This window comes from Streptomyces showdoensis (genome assembly GCF_039535475.1).
Lineage (GTDB): Bacteria > Actinomycetota > Actinomycetes > Streptomycetales > Streptomycetaceae > Streptomyces > Streptomyces showdoensis.
The window spans coordinates 564,684-582,833 of sequence record NZ_BAAAXG010000028.1 but is presented as its reverse complement, the minus strand read 5'-3'; the positions used below and the strand labels follow the sequence as shown (position 1 = coordinate 582,833).

The following is an 18,150-nucleotide window of genomic DNA, read 5'->3' as shown; positions in this document are numbered from 1 at the left end:
CGGTAGCTGACGTCGCGTCAGATGGAAACGGTCGCGCGCCGCTCGTCGGGCTCCTCGCCGGAGACCGGGGCCGGCTCCGCGCCCCGCTCGCGGGGCAGCACCGCGTACAGCACGCCGGCCACCACGATCGTCGCCGCCCAGCCGAGGCCGTTCCGCCCGATCCAGGAGGAGGCCAGCGGGCCGGCGAACCAGTCGACCCTGGTGAACAGCAGGCCCGTCACGAGCGCCACGCCCCAGGCGGCCATCGCCTGCCAGGCGAAGCCGCCCCGGTACCAGTAGCCGCTGGTCCGGGTGGTGTCCATCAGCGCCTCGGCGTCGTACGACCGGCGGGTCAGCATGTCCACGCCGAAGACGCCGATCCAGGCCGAGAACGCGACCGCGAGCAGGGTCAGGAAGGAGATGAACGAGCCGATGAAGCTGGTCGCCACCACCATCAGCAGGAAGCCGAAGACCAGGCTGATCACCGCGTTCACGCTGACCGCCGCGGCCCTCGACACCTTGATGCCGAGGGTCTGCGCGGTGAACCCGGCCGAGTACATCGACATCGAGTTGATCAGCAGCATCCCGATCAGGGCGATCAGCAGGTACGGCACCGAGATCCAGGTCGGCAGCAGCTCGCCGATGAAGGACACCGGGTCCTGCGCCGAGGCCAGGTCCGGCGTCGACACCGCCATCACGGCGCCCATCAGGACCATCGGCAGCACCACGATGCCGGCGCCGCCGACCGTCGTGCCGACCAGGCCCTTCGAGGAGGCGTTCCGCGGCAGGTAGCGGGTGAAGTCCGGACCGGAGGGCACCCAGCTGATGCCGCCCGCCGCGATGGTGCCGACCCCGGCCACCAGCATCGCCGTCGAGCCGGCCGGCCTGGCGAAGACCGCGGACCAGTCCGTGTTCGCCACCAGGTAGACGAGGACCAGCACGGAGAAGGCGCCGAAGAGGTACGTCGACCACGTGCTGCACACCCGCAGCGCGTTGATGCCGAGGCCGGAGACCAGGAAGGTGCAGGAGACGAAGAGCAGCAGCGTCACCACGATCAGCGCCGTGTTGGACTTCACACCGAACAGCAGGTCGAGCACGGTCAGCACCGCGTAGGCGCCGGTGACCGCGTTGATGGTCTCCCAGCCCCAGCGGGCCACCCAGATCAGCGAGCCGGGGAAGAGGTTGCCGCGCTGCCCGAAGACCGCGCGCGACAGCGCCATGCCGGGCGCGCCGCCGCGCTTGCCCGCGATCGAGATCAGTCCGACGATCCCGTACGACAGGACCGGCGCGGCGGCCGCGACGAACAGCACCTGCCAGAAGTTCAGGCCGTTGAAGACGATCAGACCGGCGCCCATCGTGAGCAGCAGCACACTGATGTTGGCGGCGACCCAGGTCGGGAAGAGCTCCCGGACCCGGCCGGTGCGCTCGGCGTCGGGGACGGGTTCGAGGCCACGGCTCTCCAGCGTGGCGCCGCTCTGCGCGCCCTCGGTCTCGGCGGCGTGGGGCATGGGGACACTCCGTACACATGTGGGGGAACCCACCCAGACTACGTGCTCCTCGAACCGCGCTCCCGTGGCCGATACTGGTCAGGTTATGGAACTCATCCTTGCTGTAGTCATCGCTCTGGTCGTCGCGGTCGCCGTGACCAGCGGACTCGTGATCAGCGGTCGCAAGAAGAAGCAGCTGCCGCCCGCCGAGCCGCCGTCCACCACGCCGACCATCACCGCTCCGCCCGCCGAACCGCACGTCGGCGACGAGGCGGAGACGCCGCGGGAAGAACCACGCCGCACCGTCGAAGAGGTCACCCTCCCCGCCCCCGAGGCCGCCGAGGCCCCCGCCCCGGTCGAGGAGCCGGCCGCCGCGGTCCCCGAGATCGAGGTGCCCGAGCCGACCGCCGGCCGCCTCGTGCGGCTCCGGGCCCGGCTCGCCCGCTCCCAGAACTCGCTCGGCAAGGGGCTGCTCACGCTCCTGTCGCGCGAGCACCTCGACGAGGACACCTGGGAGGAGATCGAGGAGACCCTCCTCACCGCCGACGTCGGCGTCGCCCCCACCCAGGAACTGGTCGAGCGGCTGCGCGACCGGGTCAAGGTGCTCGGCACCCGCACCCCCGAGGAGCTGCGCGGGCTGCTCCGCGAGGAGCTGATCGCCCTCCTCGGCGCCGACCTCGACCGCTCGGTGAAGACCGAGAGCCCCGAGGACGTCCCGGGCGTCGTGATGGTCGTCGGGGTCAACGGCACCGGCAAGACCACCACCACCGGCAAGCTGGCCCGGGTGCTCGTCGCCGACGGCAAGTCCGTCGTCCTCGGCGCCGCCGACACCTTCCGCGCCGCCGCCGCCGACCAGCTCCAGACCTGGGGCGAGCGGGTCGGCGCGCGCACCGTGCGCGGCCCGGAGGGCGGCGACCCGGCGTCGATCGCCTACGACGCGGTCAAGGAGGGCATCGCCGAGAAGGCGGACGTCGTCCTCATCGACACCGCCGGCCGGCTGCACACCAAGACCGGCCTGATGGACGAGCTCGGCAAGGTCAAGCGCGTCGTCGAGAAGCACGGCCCGCTCGACGAGGTGCTGCTCGTCCTCGACGCCACCACCGGCCAGAACGGCCTGATCCAGGCCCGGGTCTTCGCCGAGGTGGTCGACATCACCGGCATCGTCCTGACCAAGCTGGACGGCACCGCCAAGGGCGGCATCGTCGTCGCCGTCCAGCGCGAGCTGGGCGTCCCGGTCAAGCTGATCGGCCTGGGCGAGGGCCCGGACGACCTGGCGCCGTTCGAGCCGGGCGCGTTCGTGGACGCCCTGATCGGCGACTGATCCCCGCCCGCGTACGACGAAGGCCCCCGCCGCATCCGGCGGGGGCCTTCGTCGTACGGGCCGGGGGAGGGGGCGCCTCAGAAGTGCGTGCGGTGACAGATGTACGCCAGCGTGCCGAGCAGCAGCCGGGCCTGCGGCGGCGACCCCGCCGTGTCCAGCGTCGGCGACCGCAGCCAGCGCACCGGGCCGAGGCCGCCCAGGTCCGAGGGCGGGGCCGTGACATGGGCGCCGGGGCCCAGGCAGTGCAGGTCCAGGTCGGCGTCGTCCCAGCCCATCCGGTACAGCAGCTGCGGCAGCTCGGCCGCGGCGCCCGGGGCCACGAAGAACTGCGCCCGGCCCGTCGGCGTCGCGCTCACCGGGCCCAGCGGCAGCCCCATGCGCTCCAGCCGGACCAGCGCCCTGCGGCCCGCCGCCTCCGCCACCTCGATCACGTCGAAGGCCCGGCCGACCGGCAGCAGCAGCGCCGCTCCCGGGTAGCGCGACCACGCCTTGCCCGCGTCGTCGAGGCCCGCGCCCGCCGGGACCGGCTCGGCGAAGGAGAGCGGATGCGCCCCCGGCGCCGTACAGCCGAGGTCGCCGCAGGAGCAGCGGCCCGCGACCGCCCGTGCTCCCGGGACCACGTCCCAGCCCCACAGTCCGGTGTACTCGGCCACCGCTGTGCACTCCGTGGTGCGTACGCGGCGACGTGAGCCGGACCGCATCTCACGAATGCCGCCGATCGTGAAGCCCATGCCCCCTCCAACGGGTCGAGCGCGCCGGTGGTTACGGACCGGGGTCCACCGTCACGCTCCGCCGCCCCCGTGGGGGTGCGGTGGCGCGGGGGGTGGTGCGGACCGTTGCGCGCGCCTCTCCGCGCTCCGGTTCACGGACCCCGTTCCGTCGCATGTCAAGTGAATCGTGTTCCGTGCGCGGCGAGTTCATTCGAAGGGGTGGCGAATGGTGGCGTTTCTTGAATCGCCATGCCGGGGCGGGTGATCGTAGGATTACCTTCGGTACACGAACCCGGGGCGGATCGCACGCACGGGTATGCCGGAGGCAAGCCGGTTTTCCGTTCGAAGGAGTACAAACACCGGACGGGAACCGTGAAACACGGCATTCTGGCAGGGGATCGCAGGACGGCATCAGTGTGGATGGGGGCGTTCCAGTGGGCGGCAACGGCGCAGACGGTTCGACTGCCGGCAAGCGCCCGAACGAACAGCTGAGCTCGTGGTTCGTGCGCAGCGGCTGGTCGAAGGGTGAGCTGGCGCGCCAAGTGAACCGCCGGGCACGCCAGATGGGCGCGCACCACATCTCCACCGACACCTCGCGGGTGCGCCGCTGGCTCGACGGCGAGCAGCCCCGCGAACCCATCCCGCGGATCCTCTCCGAGCTGTTCTCCGAACGCTTCGGCTCCGTCGTCGCCGTCGAGGACCTCGGCCTGCGCACCGCCCACCAGTCGCCGTCCGTCTCCGGCGTCGACCTGCCCTGGGCCGGCCCCCAGACCGTCGCACTGCTCGGCGAGTTCTCCCGCAGCGACCTGATGCTCGCCCGCCGCGGCTTCCTCGGCTCCTCCCTCTCGCTCGCCGCGGGCCCCTCCCTCATCGAGCCCATGCAGCGCTGGCTGGTGCCCACCCCGGCCGGCGAGCCGCTGCCCGGTCCAGCGCCCGACGAGCGCCGGGCGCACCGGCTCTCCCCGGTCGAGCTCGACCTGCTGGAGTCCACCACCGCCATGTTCCGCCAGTGGGACGCCCAGTGCGGCGGCGGACTGCGCCGCAAGGCGGTCGTCGGGCAGCTCCACGAGGTCACCGACCTGCTCCAGGAGCCCCAGCCCGCCGCCACCGCCCAGCGCCTCTTCACCTGCGCGGCCGAACTGGCCGAACTGGCCGGCTGGATGAGCTACGACGTGGGCCTCCAGCCCACCGCCCAGAAGTACTTCGTGCTCGCCCTGCACGCCGCGAAGGAAGCCGGCGACAAGCCGCTCGGCTCGTACATCCTCTCCTCCATGAGCCGGCAGATGATCCACCTCGGCCGGCCCGACGACGCCCTCGAACTCATCCACCTCGCCCAGTACGGCAGTCGGGACTGCGCCACCCCCCGCACCCAGGCCATGCTGTATGCGATGGAGGCCCGCGCCTACGCCAACATGGGCCAGCCCTCCAAGTGCAAGCGGGCCGTGCGGATGGCCGAGGACACCTTCTCCGACGTCGGCCTCGACGGCGAGCCCGAGCCGGACTGGATCCGCTTCTTCTCCGAGGCCGAGCTCAACGGCGAGAACTCCCACTCCTACCGCGACCTCGCCTACGTCGCCGGACGCTCCCCGACCTACGCCTCGCTCGCCGAGCCCGTCATGGAGCGCGCCGTCGAGCTCTTCGAGAAGGACCCCGAGCACCAGCGCAGCTACGCCCTCAACCTCATCGGCATGGCCACCGTCCACCTCCTCAAGCGGGAGCCCGAGCAGTCGGTCGTGCTGGCCGAGAAGGCCCTCGGCGTCGCCCGCAAGGTCCGCTCCGAGCGGGTCAACACCCGGCTCCGCAAGACCGTCGACACCGCCGCCCGCGACTTCGGCGACGTCGCCGAGGTCGTCCACCTCACCGACCGGCTCACCGCGCTGCTCCCCGAGACCGCCGAGGCGGTCTGAGCCCCGCGGCAGGACCGCACCGACCCCGGCCGCGCCGGCCGTCCCGTAAAGCCCGACTCGGCTCCCCCGCCGCAAGGACACACGGACGCCGGCGCGGTCGGTTCTCCTCTCCTCCCGTGGGCTTCCGCGCCCTCCCCGGATCCCGCGCGGAGAGTACGCCCGTTACATCTCCGTGACCCCGGCGTTCACGGTCGCGTAACACGCCCCGTCCCTTCGTCACTGCGGCGAAACATCGAGCGGCATCGGCGGAAACCGCGCTGCGCGAATCTCTGGCGCATAACCGGCCACCCCTCACGGCCAAGCCGCTCCGGCCCCGCCCCGCACAGGCCGCATTCGACGACGAGGAGACGCCGATGGCATCAGCCATCACGACCCTGGCAGCAGACGCGCCCGCGCTGTCCGCCGCCAACACCGGGTTCATGCTCATCTGCTCCGCCCTGGTCATGCTGATGACCCCGGCTCTCGCCTTCTTCTACGGAGGCATGGTCCGCGTCAAGTCCACCCTCAACATGCTGATGATGAGCTTCATCAGCCTCGGGATCGTCACGATCCTCTGGGTGCTCTACGGCTTCAGCATCGCCTTCGGCACCGACTCCGCCTCGCTCTTCGGGTGGTCCTCCGACTACGTCGGCCTCAGCGGCATCGGCCTCACCGAACTGTGGGACGGCTACACCATCCCGGTGTACGTCTTCGCCGTCTTCCAGCTCATGTTCGCGATCATCACCCCGGCCCTGATCAGCGGCGCCCTCGCCGACCGCGTCAAGTTCACCGCCTGGGCCCTCTTCATCACCCTGTGGGTCACGATCGTCTACTTCCCGGTCGCCCACTGGGTCTGGGGCACCGGCGGCTGGCTCTTCGAGATGGGCGTCATCGACTTCGCCGGCGGCACCGCCGTCCACATCAACGCGGGCGCGGCCGCCCTCGGCGTCATCCTCGTCATCGGCAAGCGGGTCGGCTTCAAGAAGGACCCGATGCGCCCGCACAGCCTCCCGCTGGTCATGCTCGGCGCCGGTCTGCTCTGGTTCGGCTGGTTCGGCTTCAACGCCGGCTCCTGGCTCGGCAACGACGACGGCGTCGGCGCGGTGATGTTCGTCAACACCCAGGTCGCCACCGCCGCCGCCATGCTCGCCTGGCTCGCCTACGAGAAGCTCCGCCACGGCTCCTTCACCACCCTCGGCGCCGCCTCCGGCGCGGTCGCCGGCCTCGTCGCCATCACCCCCTCCGGCGGCTCCTGCTCCCCGCTCGGCGCGATCGCCATCGGTGCCGTGGCCGGCCTGCTCTGCGCCATGGCCGTCGGCCTCAAGTACAAGTTCGGTTACGACGACTCGCTCGACGTCGTCGGCGTCCACCTCGTCGGCGGTGTCGTCGGCTCCCTCCTCGTCGGCTTCTTCGCCACCGGCGGCGTCCAGTCCGACGCCAAGGGCCTCTTCTACGGCGGCGGCCTCGACCAGCTCGGCAAGCAGGCCATCGGCGTCTTCTCCGTCCTCGCCTACTCTCTGATCGCCTCCGCGATCCTCGCCCTGATCATCGACAAGACGATGGGGATGCGGGTCAGCGAGGACGACGAGATCTCCGGCATCGACCAGGTCGAGCACGCGGAGACCGCGTACGACTTCAGCGGGGCGGGCGGCGGCAGCTCCTCGCGCAGCACCGCCGTACCCGCCCCGGCCCCGACGGAGAACAAGAAGGTGGACGCATGAAGCTCATCACCGCGGTCGTGAAGCCGCACCGGCTCGACGAGATCAAGGACGCCCTCCAGGCCTTCGGCGTCCAGGGCCTCACCGTCACCGAGGCCAGCGGGTACGGCCGCCAGCGCGGCCACACCGAGGTCTACCGCGGCGCCGAGTACACGGTCGACCTCGTCCCCAAGATCCGCATCGAGGTCCTGGTGGAGGACGAGGACGCCGAACAGCTCATCGACGTCGTCGTCAAGGCCGCCCGGACCGGCAAGATCGGAGACGGCAAGGTGTGGAGCGTCCCGGTCGAGACCGCCGTGAGGGTCCGCACCGGCGAACGCGGTCCGGACGCGCTGTAGCCCGGACGACGACGCGAAAAGGAGCCGCTGGGTGACGAGCCTCGACGTGAACACGGAATCCGAAGACACGGGACCCAGCGGTTACGCGGCGGCCCGGCTGCGCCTTCTCAGTGAGAAGACGCGGTCCGGGCCGCCGCGCCGTGCCGAGCTCTCCCGGCTCACCGACGCCTGGCTGGCGGCCCTCCTCGACGCCGGCCTCGACGCCGCCGGACGGCCGCCCCGAGGGGTGGCGCTCGTCGCCGTCGGCGGCTACGGGCGCGGCGAGCTCTCCCCGCGCAGCGACCTCGACCTGCTGCTCCTGCACGACGGCTCCGCCGACCCGGGCGCCGTCGCCACCCTCGCCGACCGGGTCTGGTACCCGGTCTGGGACCTGGGCCTCGCCCTCGACCACTCCGTCCGCACCCCCGCCGAGGCGCGCAAGACCGCCGCCGAGGACCTCAAGGTCCAGCTCGGCCTCCTGGACGCCCGGCCCGTCGCGGGCGACGCGGGCCTGGTCACCGCCCTGCGCACCACCGTCCTCGCCGACTGGCGCAACCAGGCCACCCGGCGGCTGCCCGAGCTCGACGCCCTCTGCCGCGAGCGGGCCGAACGCAGCGGCGAGCTCCAGTACCTCCTGGAGCCCGACCTCAAGGAGGCCCGCGGCGGACTGCGCGACGCCCAGGCCCTGCGCGCCGTCGCCGCCTCCTGGCTCGCCGACGCGCCCCGCGAAGGACTCGACGAGGCCCGCCGCCGCCTCCTCGACGCCCGCGACGCCCTCCACCTCGCCACCGGCCGCGCCACCGACCGCCTCGCCCTCCAGGAGCAGGACGCCGTCGCCGCCGAACTCGGCCTGCTCGACGCCGACACCCTGCTGCGCGAGGTGTACGAGGCCGCGCGGACCGTCTCGTACGCCTCCGACGTCACCTGGCGCGAGGTCAACCGGGTCCTCAAGGCCCGCGCCGGGCGGCCCCGGCTGCGCGGCCTGCTCGGCGGGCGCGGCGGCCGGCCCGGCGGCGCGAAACCGCCCGCCGAACGCACCCCGCTCGCCGAGGGCGTCGTCGAGATGGACGGCGAGGCCGTCCTCGCCCTCAGTGCCCGACCCGAACGCGACCCCGTCCTGCCGCTGCGGGCCGCGGCCGCCGCCGCCCAGGCCGGCCTCCCGCTCTCCCTGCACGCCGTACGCCGCCTCGCCTCCTCCGCCAAGCCGCTGCCGGTGCCCTGGCCGGCCGAGGCCCGCGAGGAACTCGTCACCCTCCTCGGCGCGGGCGAACCCACCGTCCCCGTCTGGGAGGCCCTGGAGGCCGAAGGGCTCGTCACCCGGATGCTGCCCGACTGGGAGCGGGTCCGCTGCCGCCCCCAGCGAAACCCCGTCCACACCTGGACCGTCGACCGGCACCTCGTCGAGACCGCCGTCCGCGCCGCCTCCCTCACCCGCCGGGTCCACCGGCCCGACCTGCTGCTCGTCGCGGCCCTCCTGCACGACATCGGCAAGGGCTGGCCCGGCGACCACGCCGTCGCCGGCGAGACCATCGCCCGCGACGTCGCCGCCCGGATCGGCTTCGACGCCGCCGACGTCGCGGTCCTCGCCACCGTGGTCCGCCACCACCTGCTCCTCATCGAGACCGCCACCCGGCGCGACCTCGACGACCCCGCCACCGTCCAGTCCGTCGCCGCCGCCGTCGGCACCCTCGGCGCCCTGGAACTCCTGCACGCCCTCACCGAGGCCGACGCCCTGGCCACCGGGCCCGCCGCCTGGTCCTCCTGGCGCGCCTCCCTGGTGGCCGATCTCGTCAAACGCGTCGCCGGGGTGCTCGCGGGGGAGGAGCTGCCCGACCCGGAGGCCGCCGCGCCCAGCGCCGAGCAGGAACGGCTCGCCATCGAGGCGCTGCGCACCGGCGAGCCCGTCCTCGCCCTGCACACCGAACCCGTCGTCGCCGGTGCCGGGGAGCCCGAGCCCGTCGGCGTCGAACTGCTCGTCGCCCTGCCCGAGCGGCCCGGCGTGCTGCCCGCCGTCGCCGGCGTGCTCGCCCTGCACCGGCTCACCGTGCGCGCGGCCGAGCTGCGCGCCGTCGCCCTGCCGGCCGAGATCGGCAAGGGCCCCGTCCTCGTCCTCGACTGGCGGGTCGCCGCCGAGTACGGCTCGCTCCCCGAGGCCCGACGGCTCCGCGCCGACCTCGTGCGCGCCCTGGACGGCTCCCTCGACGTCCCCGCCCGGCTCGCCGAACGCGACGCCGCCTACCCCCGGCGCCGCGGGGTCGCCGCCCCGCCGCCCCGGGTCACCGTCGCCGCCGACGGCTCCCGGCTCGCCACCGTCCTGGAGGTCCGCGCCCAGGACGCCCCCGGCCTGCTGCACCGCATCGGCCGTGCCCTGGAGGGCGCCGAGGTCCGGGTCCGCAGCGCCCATGTCTCCACCCTGGGCGCCAACGCCGTCGACACCCTCTACGTGACCCGGCCGGACGGCTCGCTGCTGGCGTCGGAGGAGGCGGCCGGACTGGCGCGGACGCTGGAGGAGGCGCTGCGCTGAACGGCCGGGGCGCCCCGACCCGTACCGGCCAGGGCGCCCCCGTCCGCGGGACGGATACCCTTGGGGGACTGCCCGCCCCGACCCGAGGAATCGCGACCACCGTGTTCGATACGCTTTCCGACCGCCTCAGCGCGACTTTCAAGTCCCTCCGGGGTAAAGGCCGCCTCTCCGAGCAGGACATCGACAGCGCGGCCCGGGAAATCCGTATCGCGCTCCTCGAGGCCGATGTCGCGCTGCCCGTCGTCCGCGCGTTCATCAAGAACGTCAAGGAGCGGGCCGCCGGTGCCGAGGTCTCCAAGGCGCTGAACCCCTCGCAGCAGGTCATCAAGATCGTCAACGAGGAGCTCGTCGGCATCCTCGGCGGCGAGACCCGCCGCCTGCGGTTCGCCAAGACCGCCCCGACCGTGATCATGCTCGCCGGTCTCCAGGGTGCCGGTAAGACCACCCTCGCCGGAAAGCTCGGTCTCTGGCTCAAGGGCCAGGGGCACTCGCCGCTGCTCGTCGCCTGCGACCTCCAGCGCCCCAACGCCGTCACCCAGCTCTCCGTGGTCGCCGACCGCGCGGGCGTGGCCTTCTACGGCCCCCAGCCGGGCAACGGCGTCGGCGACCCGGTCCAGGTCGCCAAGGACTCGATCGAGTACGCGCGCGGCAAGCAGTACGACATCGTCATCGTCGACACCGCCGGCCGCCTCGGTATCGACCAGGAGCTGATGCAGCAGGCCGCGGACATCCGCGACGCCGTCAGCCCCGACGAGATCCTCTTCGTCGTCGACGCGATGATCGGTCAGGACGCCGTCAACACGGCCGAGGCCTTCCGCGACGGCGTCGGCTTCGACGGCGTGGTGCTCTCCAAGCTGGACGGCGACGCCCGCGGTGGTGCGGCGCTCTCCATCGCGCACGTCACCGGCAAGCAGATCATGTTCGCCTCCAACGGCGAGAAGCTGGACGACTTCGACGCGTTCCACCCGGACCGCATGGCGTCCCGCATCCTCGGCATGGGCGACATCATGTCGCTCATCGAGAAGGCCGAGCAGACCTTCAGCCAGGAAGAGGCCGCCAAGATGGCCTCCAAGCTGGCGTCCAAGAAGGGCCAGGAGTTCACGCTCGACGACTTCATGGCGCAGATGGAGCAGGTCCGCAAGATGGGCTCCATCTCCAAGCTCCTCGGGATGCTCCCCGGCATGGGGCAGATGAAGGAGCAGATCGCCAACATCGACGAGCGCGAGGTCGACCGCGTCGGCGCCATCATCAAGTCGATGACCCCGGCCGAGCGCCAGGACCCGACCATCATCAACGGCTCCCGCCGTGCCCGTATCGCCAAGGGTTCCGGTGTCGAGGTCAGCGCGGTCAAGGGCCTGGTCGAGCGGTTCTTCGAGGCCCGCAAGATGATGTCCCGCATGGCCCAGGGCGGCGGCATGCCGGGCATGCCGGGGATGCCGGGCATGGGCGGCGGCCCCGGCCGGCAGAAGAAGCAGGTCAAGCAGGCCAAGGGCAAGCGCAAGAGCGGCAACCCGATGAAGCGCAAGGCCGAGGAGCAGGCCGCCGCGGAGCGCCGCGAGCAGGCGCAGGCCGGCGGCGCCTTCGGGCTGCCGGCGGGCCAGGACCCGGGCCAGTTCGAGCTGCCCGACGAGTTCAAGAAGTTCATGGGCTGAGTGCCCACCGGAGAGGGGCCCGCGGCGGTGCGAAACCGCCGCGGGCCCCTTTTCACTCCCGCGCGTCATCCGTAATGCCGGGTATGCCCGGCTCTTCGATACTGGGGCCACTGCCACCCCGAGGAGAGCACGTGGCCAACCCCGTACCCCCGCGCGACCGGACCGACCAGCCCTGGCGCTCGGAAGGGGCTCCGCCGTCCCCGCCGCCCAAGAGGAGGATGCCCGGCGGCTGGGGCAGCCTGATCCTCACCGCGCTCGCGGTCTACCTCATCGCCAACCTCGTGCTCGGCTTCTTCAACGAGGGCGACGGGCCGACCATCTCGTACACGGAGTTCGACAAGCAGGTCGCGGCCGGCAACGTCACCAAGATCTACTCCAAGGGCGACGCCATCCAGGGCCAGCTCAAGACCAAGCAGCCCGTCCCCGACGGCGACGGCGACTACACCAAGTTCCAGACCCAGCGGCCCGCCTTCGCCGACGACGACCTCTGGGCCCAGCTGACCAAGCAGAACGTCGTCGTCACCGCCAAGCCGGTCGTCGCGGAGCGCAGCTTCCTCGCCAACCTGCTGATCTCGCTCGCCCCGATGCTGCTGCTCATCGTGCTGTGGGTGTTCATCGCCCGCCGGATGAGCGCCGGCATGGGCGGCGCCGGCGGCATGCTCGGCCGCAAGGCCCCGCCCAAGCCCGTCGAGCTGGACGGCGCCAAGCGCACCACCTTCGCCGACGTCGCCGGCATCGACGAGGTCGAGGGCGAGCTCAACGACGTCGTCGACTTCCTCAGGAACCCCGACGCCTACCGCGCGATGGGCGCCAAGATGCCCCGCGGCGTGCTGCTCGCCGGACCGCCCGGAACCGGCAAGACGCTCCTCGCCAGGGCGGTCGCGGGGGAGGCCGGGGTGCCCTTCTTCTCGGCCTCCGCCTCCGAGTTCATCGAGATGATCGTGGGCGTCGGCGCCTCCCGGGTGCGCGAGCTCTTCGCCGAGGCCCGCAAGGTCGCCCCCGCGATCATCTTCATCGACGAGATCGACACCATCGGCCGGGCCCGCGGCGGCGGCGCCGGCATGGGCGGCCACGACGAGCGCGAGCAGACGCTCAACCAGATCCTCACCGAGATGGACGGCTTCACCGGCTCCGAGGGCGTCATCGTGATCGCCGCCACCAACCGGGCCGACGTCCTCGACCCCGCCCTCACCCGCCCCGGCCGCTTCGACCGGATCGTCCACGTCAACCCGCCCGACCGCGGCGGCCGCGAGGCCATCCTCAAGATCCACACCCGGGAGATCCCGCTCGCGCAGAACGTCGACCTCGAACACGTCGCCAAGACCACCCCCGGCATGACCGGCGCCGAACTCGCCAACCTCGCCAACGAGGCCGCCCTGCTCGCCGTCAAGCGCCAGCAGAAGGCCGTCACCCAGTCCGACCTCTCCGACGCCCTGGAGAAGGTCCAGCTCGGCGCCGAACGGCCCCTGGTGATGCCCGACGAGGAGCGCCGCCGCACGGCCTACCACGAGAGCGGCCACGCCCTGCTCGGCATGCTCCAGCCCGGCGCGGACCCCGTCCGCAAGATCACCATCGTGCCGCGCGGCCGCGCCCTCGGCGTCACCCTCTCCACCCCCGAGGCCGACCGCTACGCCTACACCGAGGAGTACCTGCGCGGCCGGATCATCGGCGCGCTCGGCGGCATGGCGGCCGAACAGGTCGTCTTCGGGGTCATCACCACCGGCGCCGAGAGCGACCTGGAGCAGGTCACCGGCATCGCCCGCGGGATGGCCGGCCGCTGGGGCATGAGCGAGCGGGTCGGCCGCCTCACCGCCATCCCCGGCGACGCCCAGCAGGCCTACGGCCTCTCCGCCGCCCCCGCCACCCTCGACACCGTCGACGCCGAGATGCGCCGCATCGTCGACGAGTGCTACGAGAGCGCCCTGCGGCTGCTCCGGGAGAACCGCGACAAGCTCGACGCCCTCGCCGAGGCCCTCCTCGCCAACGAGACCCTGGAGGAGGCCGCCGCCTACCGGGCGGCCGGCATCCCGCGCCTGGAGAAGGAGTAGCCCCGCGCCCCACGCGGGACCACCCCGCTACGGCAGGCGGGCGATCACGTACCGGAAGACGTTCGGCATCCACACCGTGCCGTCCGCGCGCACGTACGGCTCCAGCGCCTCCAGGAGCTCCTTCTCCACCTGGTGCGCATCCGTCGCCCGGACCGCCGCGTCGAACTCGCCCGTCGACAGCAGCCCGCGCACCGCGCTGTCCGGGCCCGCGTAGCCGAACGGGCAGGCCACCCGGCCCGAACCCTCCCAGCGCAGCCCCGCCGCCGCGACGGCCGCCTCGAGCTCCTCGCCGTCCTCGCGTTCCCCCGGCACCCAGCCGGTCAGCCGCTCCGCGACCCGGAGCACCGAGGCCGTGGCGCAGCGCTCCGGCGGGCCCCAGCCCGCCACCACGACCGCCGCGCCCGGCTGGGCCGAGCGGGTGAACGAGGCCGTCCCCGCGGTCAGCGGGCCCGTCCCGTGGAAGGCCGTGATCACGTCGTACGGGTCGCCCTCCGGGGGCCCCGCCATGCTCACCGTCCCCTCCGGGAGCCGCTCCCTCGCGAGCGCCAGCCGGGCGAGGTCGTCGTCCGTCCCGGCCACCCGCGCGCCCCGCGCCGCCGCGATCAGCAGGGCCAGTCCGGAGCCGCAGCGCAGGCCGAGCACCGAGGACCGGGCGCCCACGCCGAGCCGGTCGTAGACCGTCTCGTAGAGCGGCACGAGCATCCGTTCCTGGATCTCGGCCCAGTCGCGCGCGGGGTGGTGCGGGACGAGCGTAGGTGTCATGGAAAGCGCCCCAATCGGTGCCTGGACGACGACCCCCCGTAGTCAGGGAACTGCGCATCCCGCCCCGCGTCCAGTGCTCGGGCCGTACGACTTCCGGACAGGGGGAGGAGGCGGTTTCGCGACGAGTGGGGGGCGGTGCCCGACTTCGGGCAGGAGCCCGGTACTGTCCCTCCCACCAGGCCCCCGGCGCATGTGCCACCACCGCGCGCCGGGGCGTATGCGCCGCTACGCACCGGCTTGACGGGCAACCAGGGCAACTGACGGGTACGTGCAAAATATTTGGGATGCCCCGGAATGGAACCCGGAGGGGATCAGGCTCGTTGTACCCGACGTGAGCACGACACCCCCTGTTCTCGCCGCAGAGCTGGCACAGGCGTGGGCCGACATTCAGCGGTACCACCCCGAGCTGCCGGACCTTGCCGCGCCCGAGTCCCTGATCGGAGAGTCCTCGTCCGCCTGCGGCGCCGAGCTCTCCTTCGAGCGACTGCTCCACGAGGCAGTCCACGGCATCGCCGCCGCCCGAGGTGTCCGCGACACCTCCCGGGCCGGCCGCTATCACAACCGCAGATTCCTCGCGATCGCCGAGGAGCTGGGCCTGGACCATCCCGAGGAACCGCACGCCAGCAGCGGCTTCTCCCTGGTCACCCTGAACGCGGAGGCCAGGCGCCGCTACCGGCCCACCATCGAGCGGCTCCAGCGCGCGCTCAAGGCCCACACCGTCGCGACCGCCGCCGACACCAAGCGCTCCTTCCGCGGACCTGCCGCCCGGCACGGCTCCTCGGGCGGCGGCGTGCGGGTCAAGGCCGTCTGCGACTGCGGGCGCAACGTGCGCGTGGTCCCGTCCGTGCTCGCCCAGGCGCCGATCGTCTGCGGCGGCTGCGGCAAGCCCTTCCGCATCCCGGAGACCGTGGGCGCCGCAGGCTGACCTCGCGGTGTGTGGCACAATGGCTAGCTGTACTCGACAGTCGCACAGGACCCCTCTCTCCTCCGGCTGACGCGTCCTCCGGGCCCCTCGGGTTCCGCAACCCCACGTGGCATCCCGTTGGTGCCCAACCACGTCAAGACCAGGAGACACCACTCCAGTGGCAGTCAAGATCAAGCTCAAGCGCCTCGGCAAGATCCGCCAGCCCCACTACCGCATCGTCGTCGCCGACTCCCGCACCCGTCGGGACGGTCGCGCGATCGAGGAGATCGGCCTTTACCACCCGACGTACAACCCGTCGCGTATCGAGGTCGACTCCGAGCGTGCGCAGTACTGGCTGTCCGTCGGCGCCCAGCCGACCGAGCCGGTTCTCGCCATCCTGAAGCTCACCGGCGACTGGCAGAAGGCCAAGGGCCTGCCGGCCCCGGAGAAGCCGCTGCTCGTTCCGGCGACCAAGGAAGCCAAGCGCGCCTCGTTCGACGAGTTCGCCAAGGCTCTCGAGGGCGGCGACGCCAAGGGTGAGGCCATCACCCCGAAGGCCAAGAAGGCCAAGGCGGACGAGGCCGAGGCCGAGTCCACCGAGACCACCGAGGCCTGAGCATGCTCGAGGAGGCTCTCGAGCACCTCGTGAAGGGCATCGTCGACAACCCCGACGATGTGCAGGTCGCCTCGCGCAACCTGCGTCGCGGCCGTGTGCTCGAGGTTCGGGTCCATCCCGAGGACCTCGGCAAGGTGATCGGCCGCAACGGCCGCACCGCGCGTGCGCTGCGCACCGTCGTGGGCGCCATCGGCGGCCGGGGCATCCGCGTCGACCTCGTCGACGTGGACCAGGTGCGCTGAGAAGAGAACACCGGCACGGGCCGGGGAGGGCCTAGCGCCCGCCCCGGCCCGTTGTCGTACCCGCCCGATGGGCGTACGGACGTCGTACCCCCGGGAGAGACAGGAGAGAGTGGAGAAGTGCAGCTGGTAGTCGCGCGGATCGGCCGCGCCCACGGGATCAAGGGCGAGGTCACCGTCGAAGTGCGGACGGACGAGCCCGAGCTCAGGCTCGGCCCCGGAGCCGTCCTGCTCACCGACCCGGCCTCCACCGGGCCGCTCACCATCGAGACCGGCCGGGTGCACAGCGGCCGCCTCCTGCTGCGCTTCGAGGGAGTCAAGGACCGCACCGGCGCCGAGGCCCTGCGCAACACCCTCCTGATCGCCGAGATCGACCCCGAGGAGCTTCCCGAGGAGGAGGACGAGTACTACGACCACCAGCTCGTGGACCTCGACGTGGTCCTCGCCGACGGCACCGAGATCGGCGTGATCTCCGAGATCTCCCACCTGCCGTCCCAGGACCTCTTCATCGTGGAGCGGCCCGACGGCAGCGAGGTGATGATCCCCTTCGTCTCGGAGATCGTCACCGAGATCGACCTGGAGAACCAGCGGGCCGTGATCGTCCCGCCGCCCGGCCTGATCGACGACCGCGCCGAGATCGCCTCCGCCCGCGAGGACGCCGCCGAGCCCGAGGACCGCGCATGAGGCTCGACGTCGTCACGATCTTCCCGGAGTACCTCGAACCGCTGAACGTGTCGCTGGTCGGCAAGGCCCGCGCCCGCGGCCAGCTCGACGTGCACGTCCACCACCTGCGCGACTGGACCTACGACCGGCACAACACCGTCGACGACACCCCGTACGGCGGCGGCCCCGGCATGGTCATGAAGACCGACCCCTGGGGCGACGCGCTCGACCAGACCCTCGCCGACGGCTTCGAGGCAGGCGCCCACGGCCCGGTCCTCGTCGTCCCCCACCCCCAGCGGCCGGCCCTTCACCCAGGAGCTCGCCGTCGAGCTCTCCGAGCGGCCCTGGCTGATCTTCACGCCGGCCCGCTACGAGGGCATCGACCGCCGGGTCATCGACGAGTACGCCACCCGGATGCCGGTCTACGAGGTGTCCATCGGCGACTACGTGCTGGCCGGCGGCGAGGCCGCCGTCCTGGTCGTCACCGAGGCCGTCGCCCGGCTGCTGCCCGGCGTCCTCGGCAACGCCGAGTCGCACCGGGACGACTCCTTCGCCCCCGGCGCCATGGCCAACCTCCTGGAGGGCCCGGTCTACACCAAGCCCCCGGAGTGGCGCGGCCGCGGCATCCCCGACGTGCTGCTCAGCGGGCACCACGGGAAGATCGCGCGCTGGCGGCGCGACGAGGCCTTCCGGCGCACCGCGGCCAACCGCCCCGACCTGATCGAGCGCTGCGACCCCGCCGCCTTCGACAAGAAGGACCGGGAGATCCTCTCCATGATGGGTTGGGCCCCCGAGCCCGGCGGCCGATTTTGGCGCAGGCCGCAGGCCGTGGAAGAATAGGCCGCTGTCGTACGTCCGGCGCGCGCCCCTGCCACAGGGGGACGACGCCCGCCAGGGACGCACGGCGCTCACTCATCATTCGTACGTACCGCTGATGACCTGTGGCATCAGCGAGGAAAGAGACCTCCATGGCCTCCCTGCTCGACCAGGTCAACGCCGGTTCGCTGCGCTCCGACGTCCCGGCCTTCCGCCCCGGCGACACCGTGAACGTCCACGTTCGCGTCATCGAGGGCAACCGCTCCCGTATCCAGCAGTTCAAGGGTGTCGTCATCCGCCGTCAGGGCTCGGGCGTCAGCGAGTCCTTCACGGTCCGCAAGGTCTCGTTCTCCGTCGGCGTCGAGCGCACCTTCCCGGTGCACAGCCCGATCTTCGAGAAGATCGAGCTCGTCACCCGCGGTGACGTCCGTCGCGCCAAGCTGTACTACCTCCGTGAGCTGCGCGGCAAGGCCGCGAAGATCAAGGAGAAGCGCGACCGCTGACCCAC

At 72.3% G+C, this 18,150-nt stretch carries 15 protein-coding genes and 1 pseudogene; 13 read left to right on the top strand and 3 right to left on the bottom strand.

The genetic code is table 11. The annotated features are described in order from the left end of the window. Window positions 1-17: 17 nt before the first annotated feature. On the bottom strand, window positions 18-1,487 hold the full coding sequence (locus ABD981_RS37235; protein ID WP_046905471.1) for a cytosine permease: 1,470 nt from the start codon (window positions 1,485-1,487) through the stop codon (window positions 18-20). A gap of 85 nt (window positions 1,488-1,572) precedes the next feature. Here ABD981_RS37235 and ftsY point away from each other — a divergent pair, with 85 nt between their 5' ends. Continuing rightward, window positions 1,573-2,787, top strand: coding sequence for a signal recognition particle-docking protein FtsY (ftsY, locus tag ABD981_RS37230; protein ID WP_046905472.1), 1,215 nt, complete (start codon window positions 1,573-1,575; stop codon window positions 2,785-2,787). A gap of 77 nt (window positions 2,788-2,864) precedes the next feature. Here ftsY and ABD981_RS37225 read toward each other — a convergent pair whose 3' ends face one another. Then, window positions 2,865-3,518 (bottom strand): bifunctional DNA primase/polymerase, encoded by a 654-nt coding sequence (locus ABD981_RS37225; protein WP_046905473.1) that lies wholly within the window; start codon window positions 3,516-3,518, stop codon window positions 2,865-2,867. Between the two features lie 413 nt (window positions 3,519-3,931). Between ABD981_RS37225 and nsdA the strand changes: the two genes are divergently transcribed. From nsdA to ftsH, 6 genes are all read left to right on the top strand, one after another. Continuing rightward, window positions 3,932-5,404: a transcriptional repressor NsdA gene (nsdA, locus tag ABD981_RS37220; protein WP_046905474.1), complete on the top strand. Its 1,473-nt coding sequence runs from the start codon at window positions 3,932-3,934 to the stop codon at window positions 5,402-5,404. 353 nt (window positions 5,405-5,757) lie between these two features. Then, complete coding sequence (locus tag ABD981_RS37215) at window positions 5,758-7,104, top strand: ammonium transporter (protein WP_046905475.1); 1,347 nt, start codon at window positions 5,758-5,760, stop codon at window positions 7,102-7,104. Continuing rightward, complete coding sequence (locus ABD981_RS37210; protein ID WP_046905476.1) at window positions 7,101-7,439, top strand: P-II family nitrogen regulator; 339 nt, start codon at window positions 7,101-7,103, stop codon at window positions 7,437-7,439. Before ABD981_RS37215 ends, ABD981_RS37210 begins: the two co-directional genes overlap by 4 nt. A 31-nt stretch (window positions 7,440-7,470) precedes the next feature. Further along, window positions 7,471-9,942 carry a [protein-PII] uridylyltransferase gene (locus tag ABD981_RS37205; protein ID WP_046905477.1) on the top strand — a complete coding sequence of 824 codons (2,472 nt, stop codon included), beginning with the start codon at window positions 7,471-7,473 and terminating at the stop codon, window positions 9,940-9,942. A gap of 101 nt (window positions 9,943-10,043) precedes the next feature. Then, a complete protein-coding gene (gene ffh, locus ABD981_RS37200) occupies window positions 10,044-11,594 on the top strand; it encodes a signal recognition particle protein (RefSeq protein WP_046905478.1) in 1,551 nt (516 codons plus the stop codon). A 131-nt stretch (window positions 11,595-11,725) separates the two neighbouring features. Then, window positions 11,726-13,642: an ATP-dependent zinc metalloprotease FtsH gene (gene ftsH, locus ABD981_RS37195; RefSeq protein WP_046905479.1), complete on the top strand. Its 1,917-nt coding sequence runs from the start codon at window positions 11,726-11,728 to the stop codon at window positions 13,640-13,642. Between the two features lie 27 nt (window positions 13,643-13,669). Here ftsH and ABD981_RS37190 read toward each other — a convergent pair whose 3' ends face one another. Continuing rightward, window positions 13,670-14,404 (bottom strand): class I SAM-dependent methyltransferase, encoded by a 735-nt coding sequence (locus tag ABD981_RS37190; protein ID WP_046905480.1) that lies wholly within the window; start codon window positions 14,402-14,404, stop codon window positions 13,670-13,672. 331 nt (window positions 14,405-14,735) lie between these two features. Between ABD981_RS37190 and ABD981_RS37185 the strand changes: the two genes are divergently transcribed. The 6 genes and pseudogenes from ABD981_RS37185 to rplS all read left to right on the top strand — a co-directional run bounded on the left by ABD981_RS37185 (window position 14,736) and on the right by rplS (window position 18,145). Further along, the gene (locus ABD981_RS37185; RefSeq protein WP_046905481.1) at window positions 14,736-15,329 is read left to right on the top strand and encodes a hypothetical protein; all 594 of its coding nucleotides are present in this window, start codon (window positions 14,736-14,738) and stop codon (window positions 15,327-15,329) included. Window positions 15,330-15,486: 157 nt separating this feature from the next. Then, on the top strand, window positions 15,487-15,924 hold the full coding sequence (rpsP, locus tag ABD981_RS37180; RefSeq protein ID WP_046905482.1) for a 30S ribosomal protein S16: 438 nt from the start codon (window positions 15,487-15,489) through the stop codon (window positions 15,922-15,924). 2 nt (window positions 15,925-15,926) lie between these two features. Beyond that, a complete protein-coding gene (locus tag ABD981_RS37175) occupies window positions 15,927-16,166 on the top strand; it encodes an RNA-binding protein (protein ID WP_030206382.1) in 240 nt (79 codons plus the stop codon). Window positions 16,167-16,283: 117 nt separating this feature from the next. After that, window positions 16,284-16,847, top strand: coding sequence for a ribosome maturation factor RimM (gene rimM / locus ABD981_RS37170; RefSeq protein WP_046905483.1), 564 nt, complete (start codon window positions 16,284-16,286; stop codon window positions 16,845-16,847). Continuing rightward, window positions 16,844-17,666 (top strand): annotated as a pseudogene (gene trmD / locus ABD981_RS37165) (tRNA (guanosine(37)-N1)-methyltransferase TrmD). Before rimM ends, trmD begins: the two are co-directional and overlap by 4 nt. Window positions 17,667-17,794: 128 nt before the next feature. Next, window positions 17,795-18,145, top strand: a complete 351-nt coding sequence (gene rplS, locus ABD981_RS37160) for a 50S ribosomal protein L19 (RefSeq protein ID WP_046905485.1) — start codon at window positions 17,795-17,797, stop codon at window positions 18,143-18,145. Window positions 18,146-18,150 lie beyond the last annotated feature (5 nt).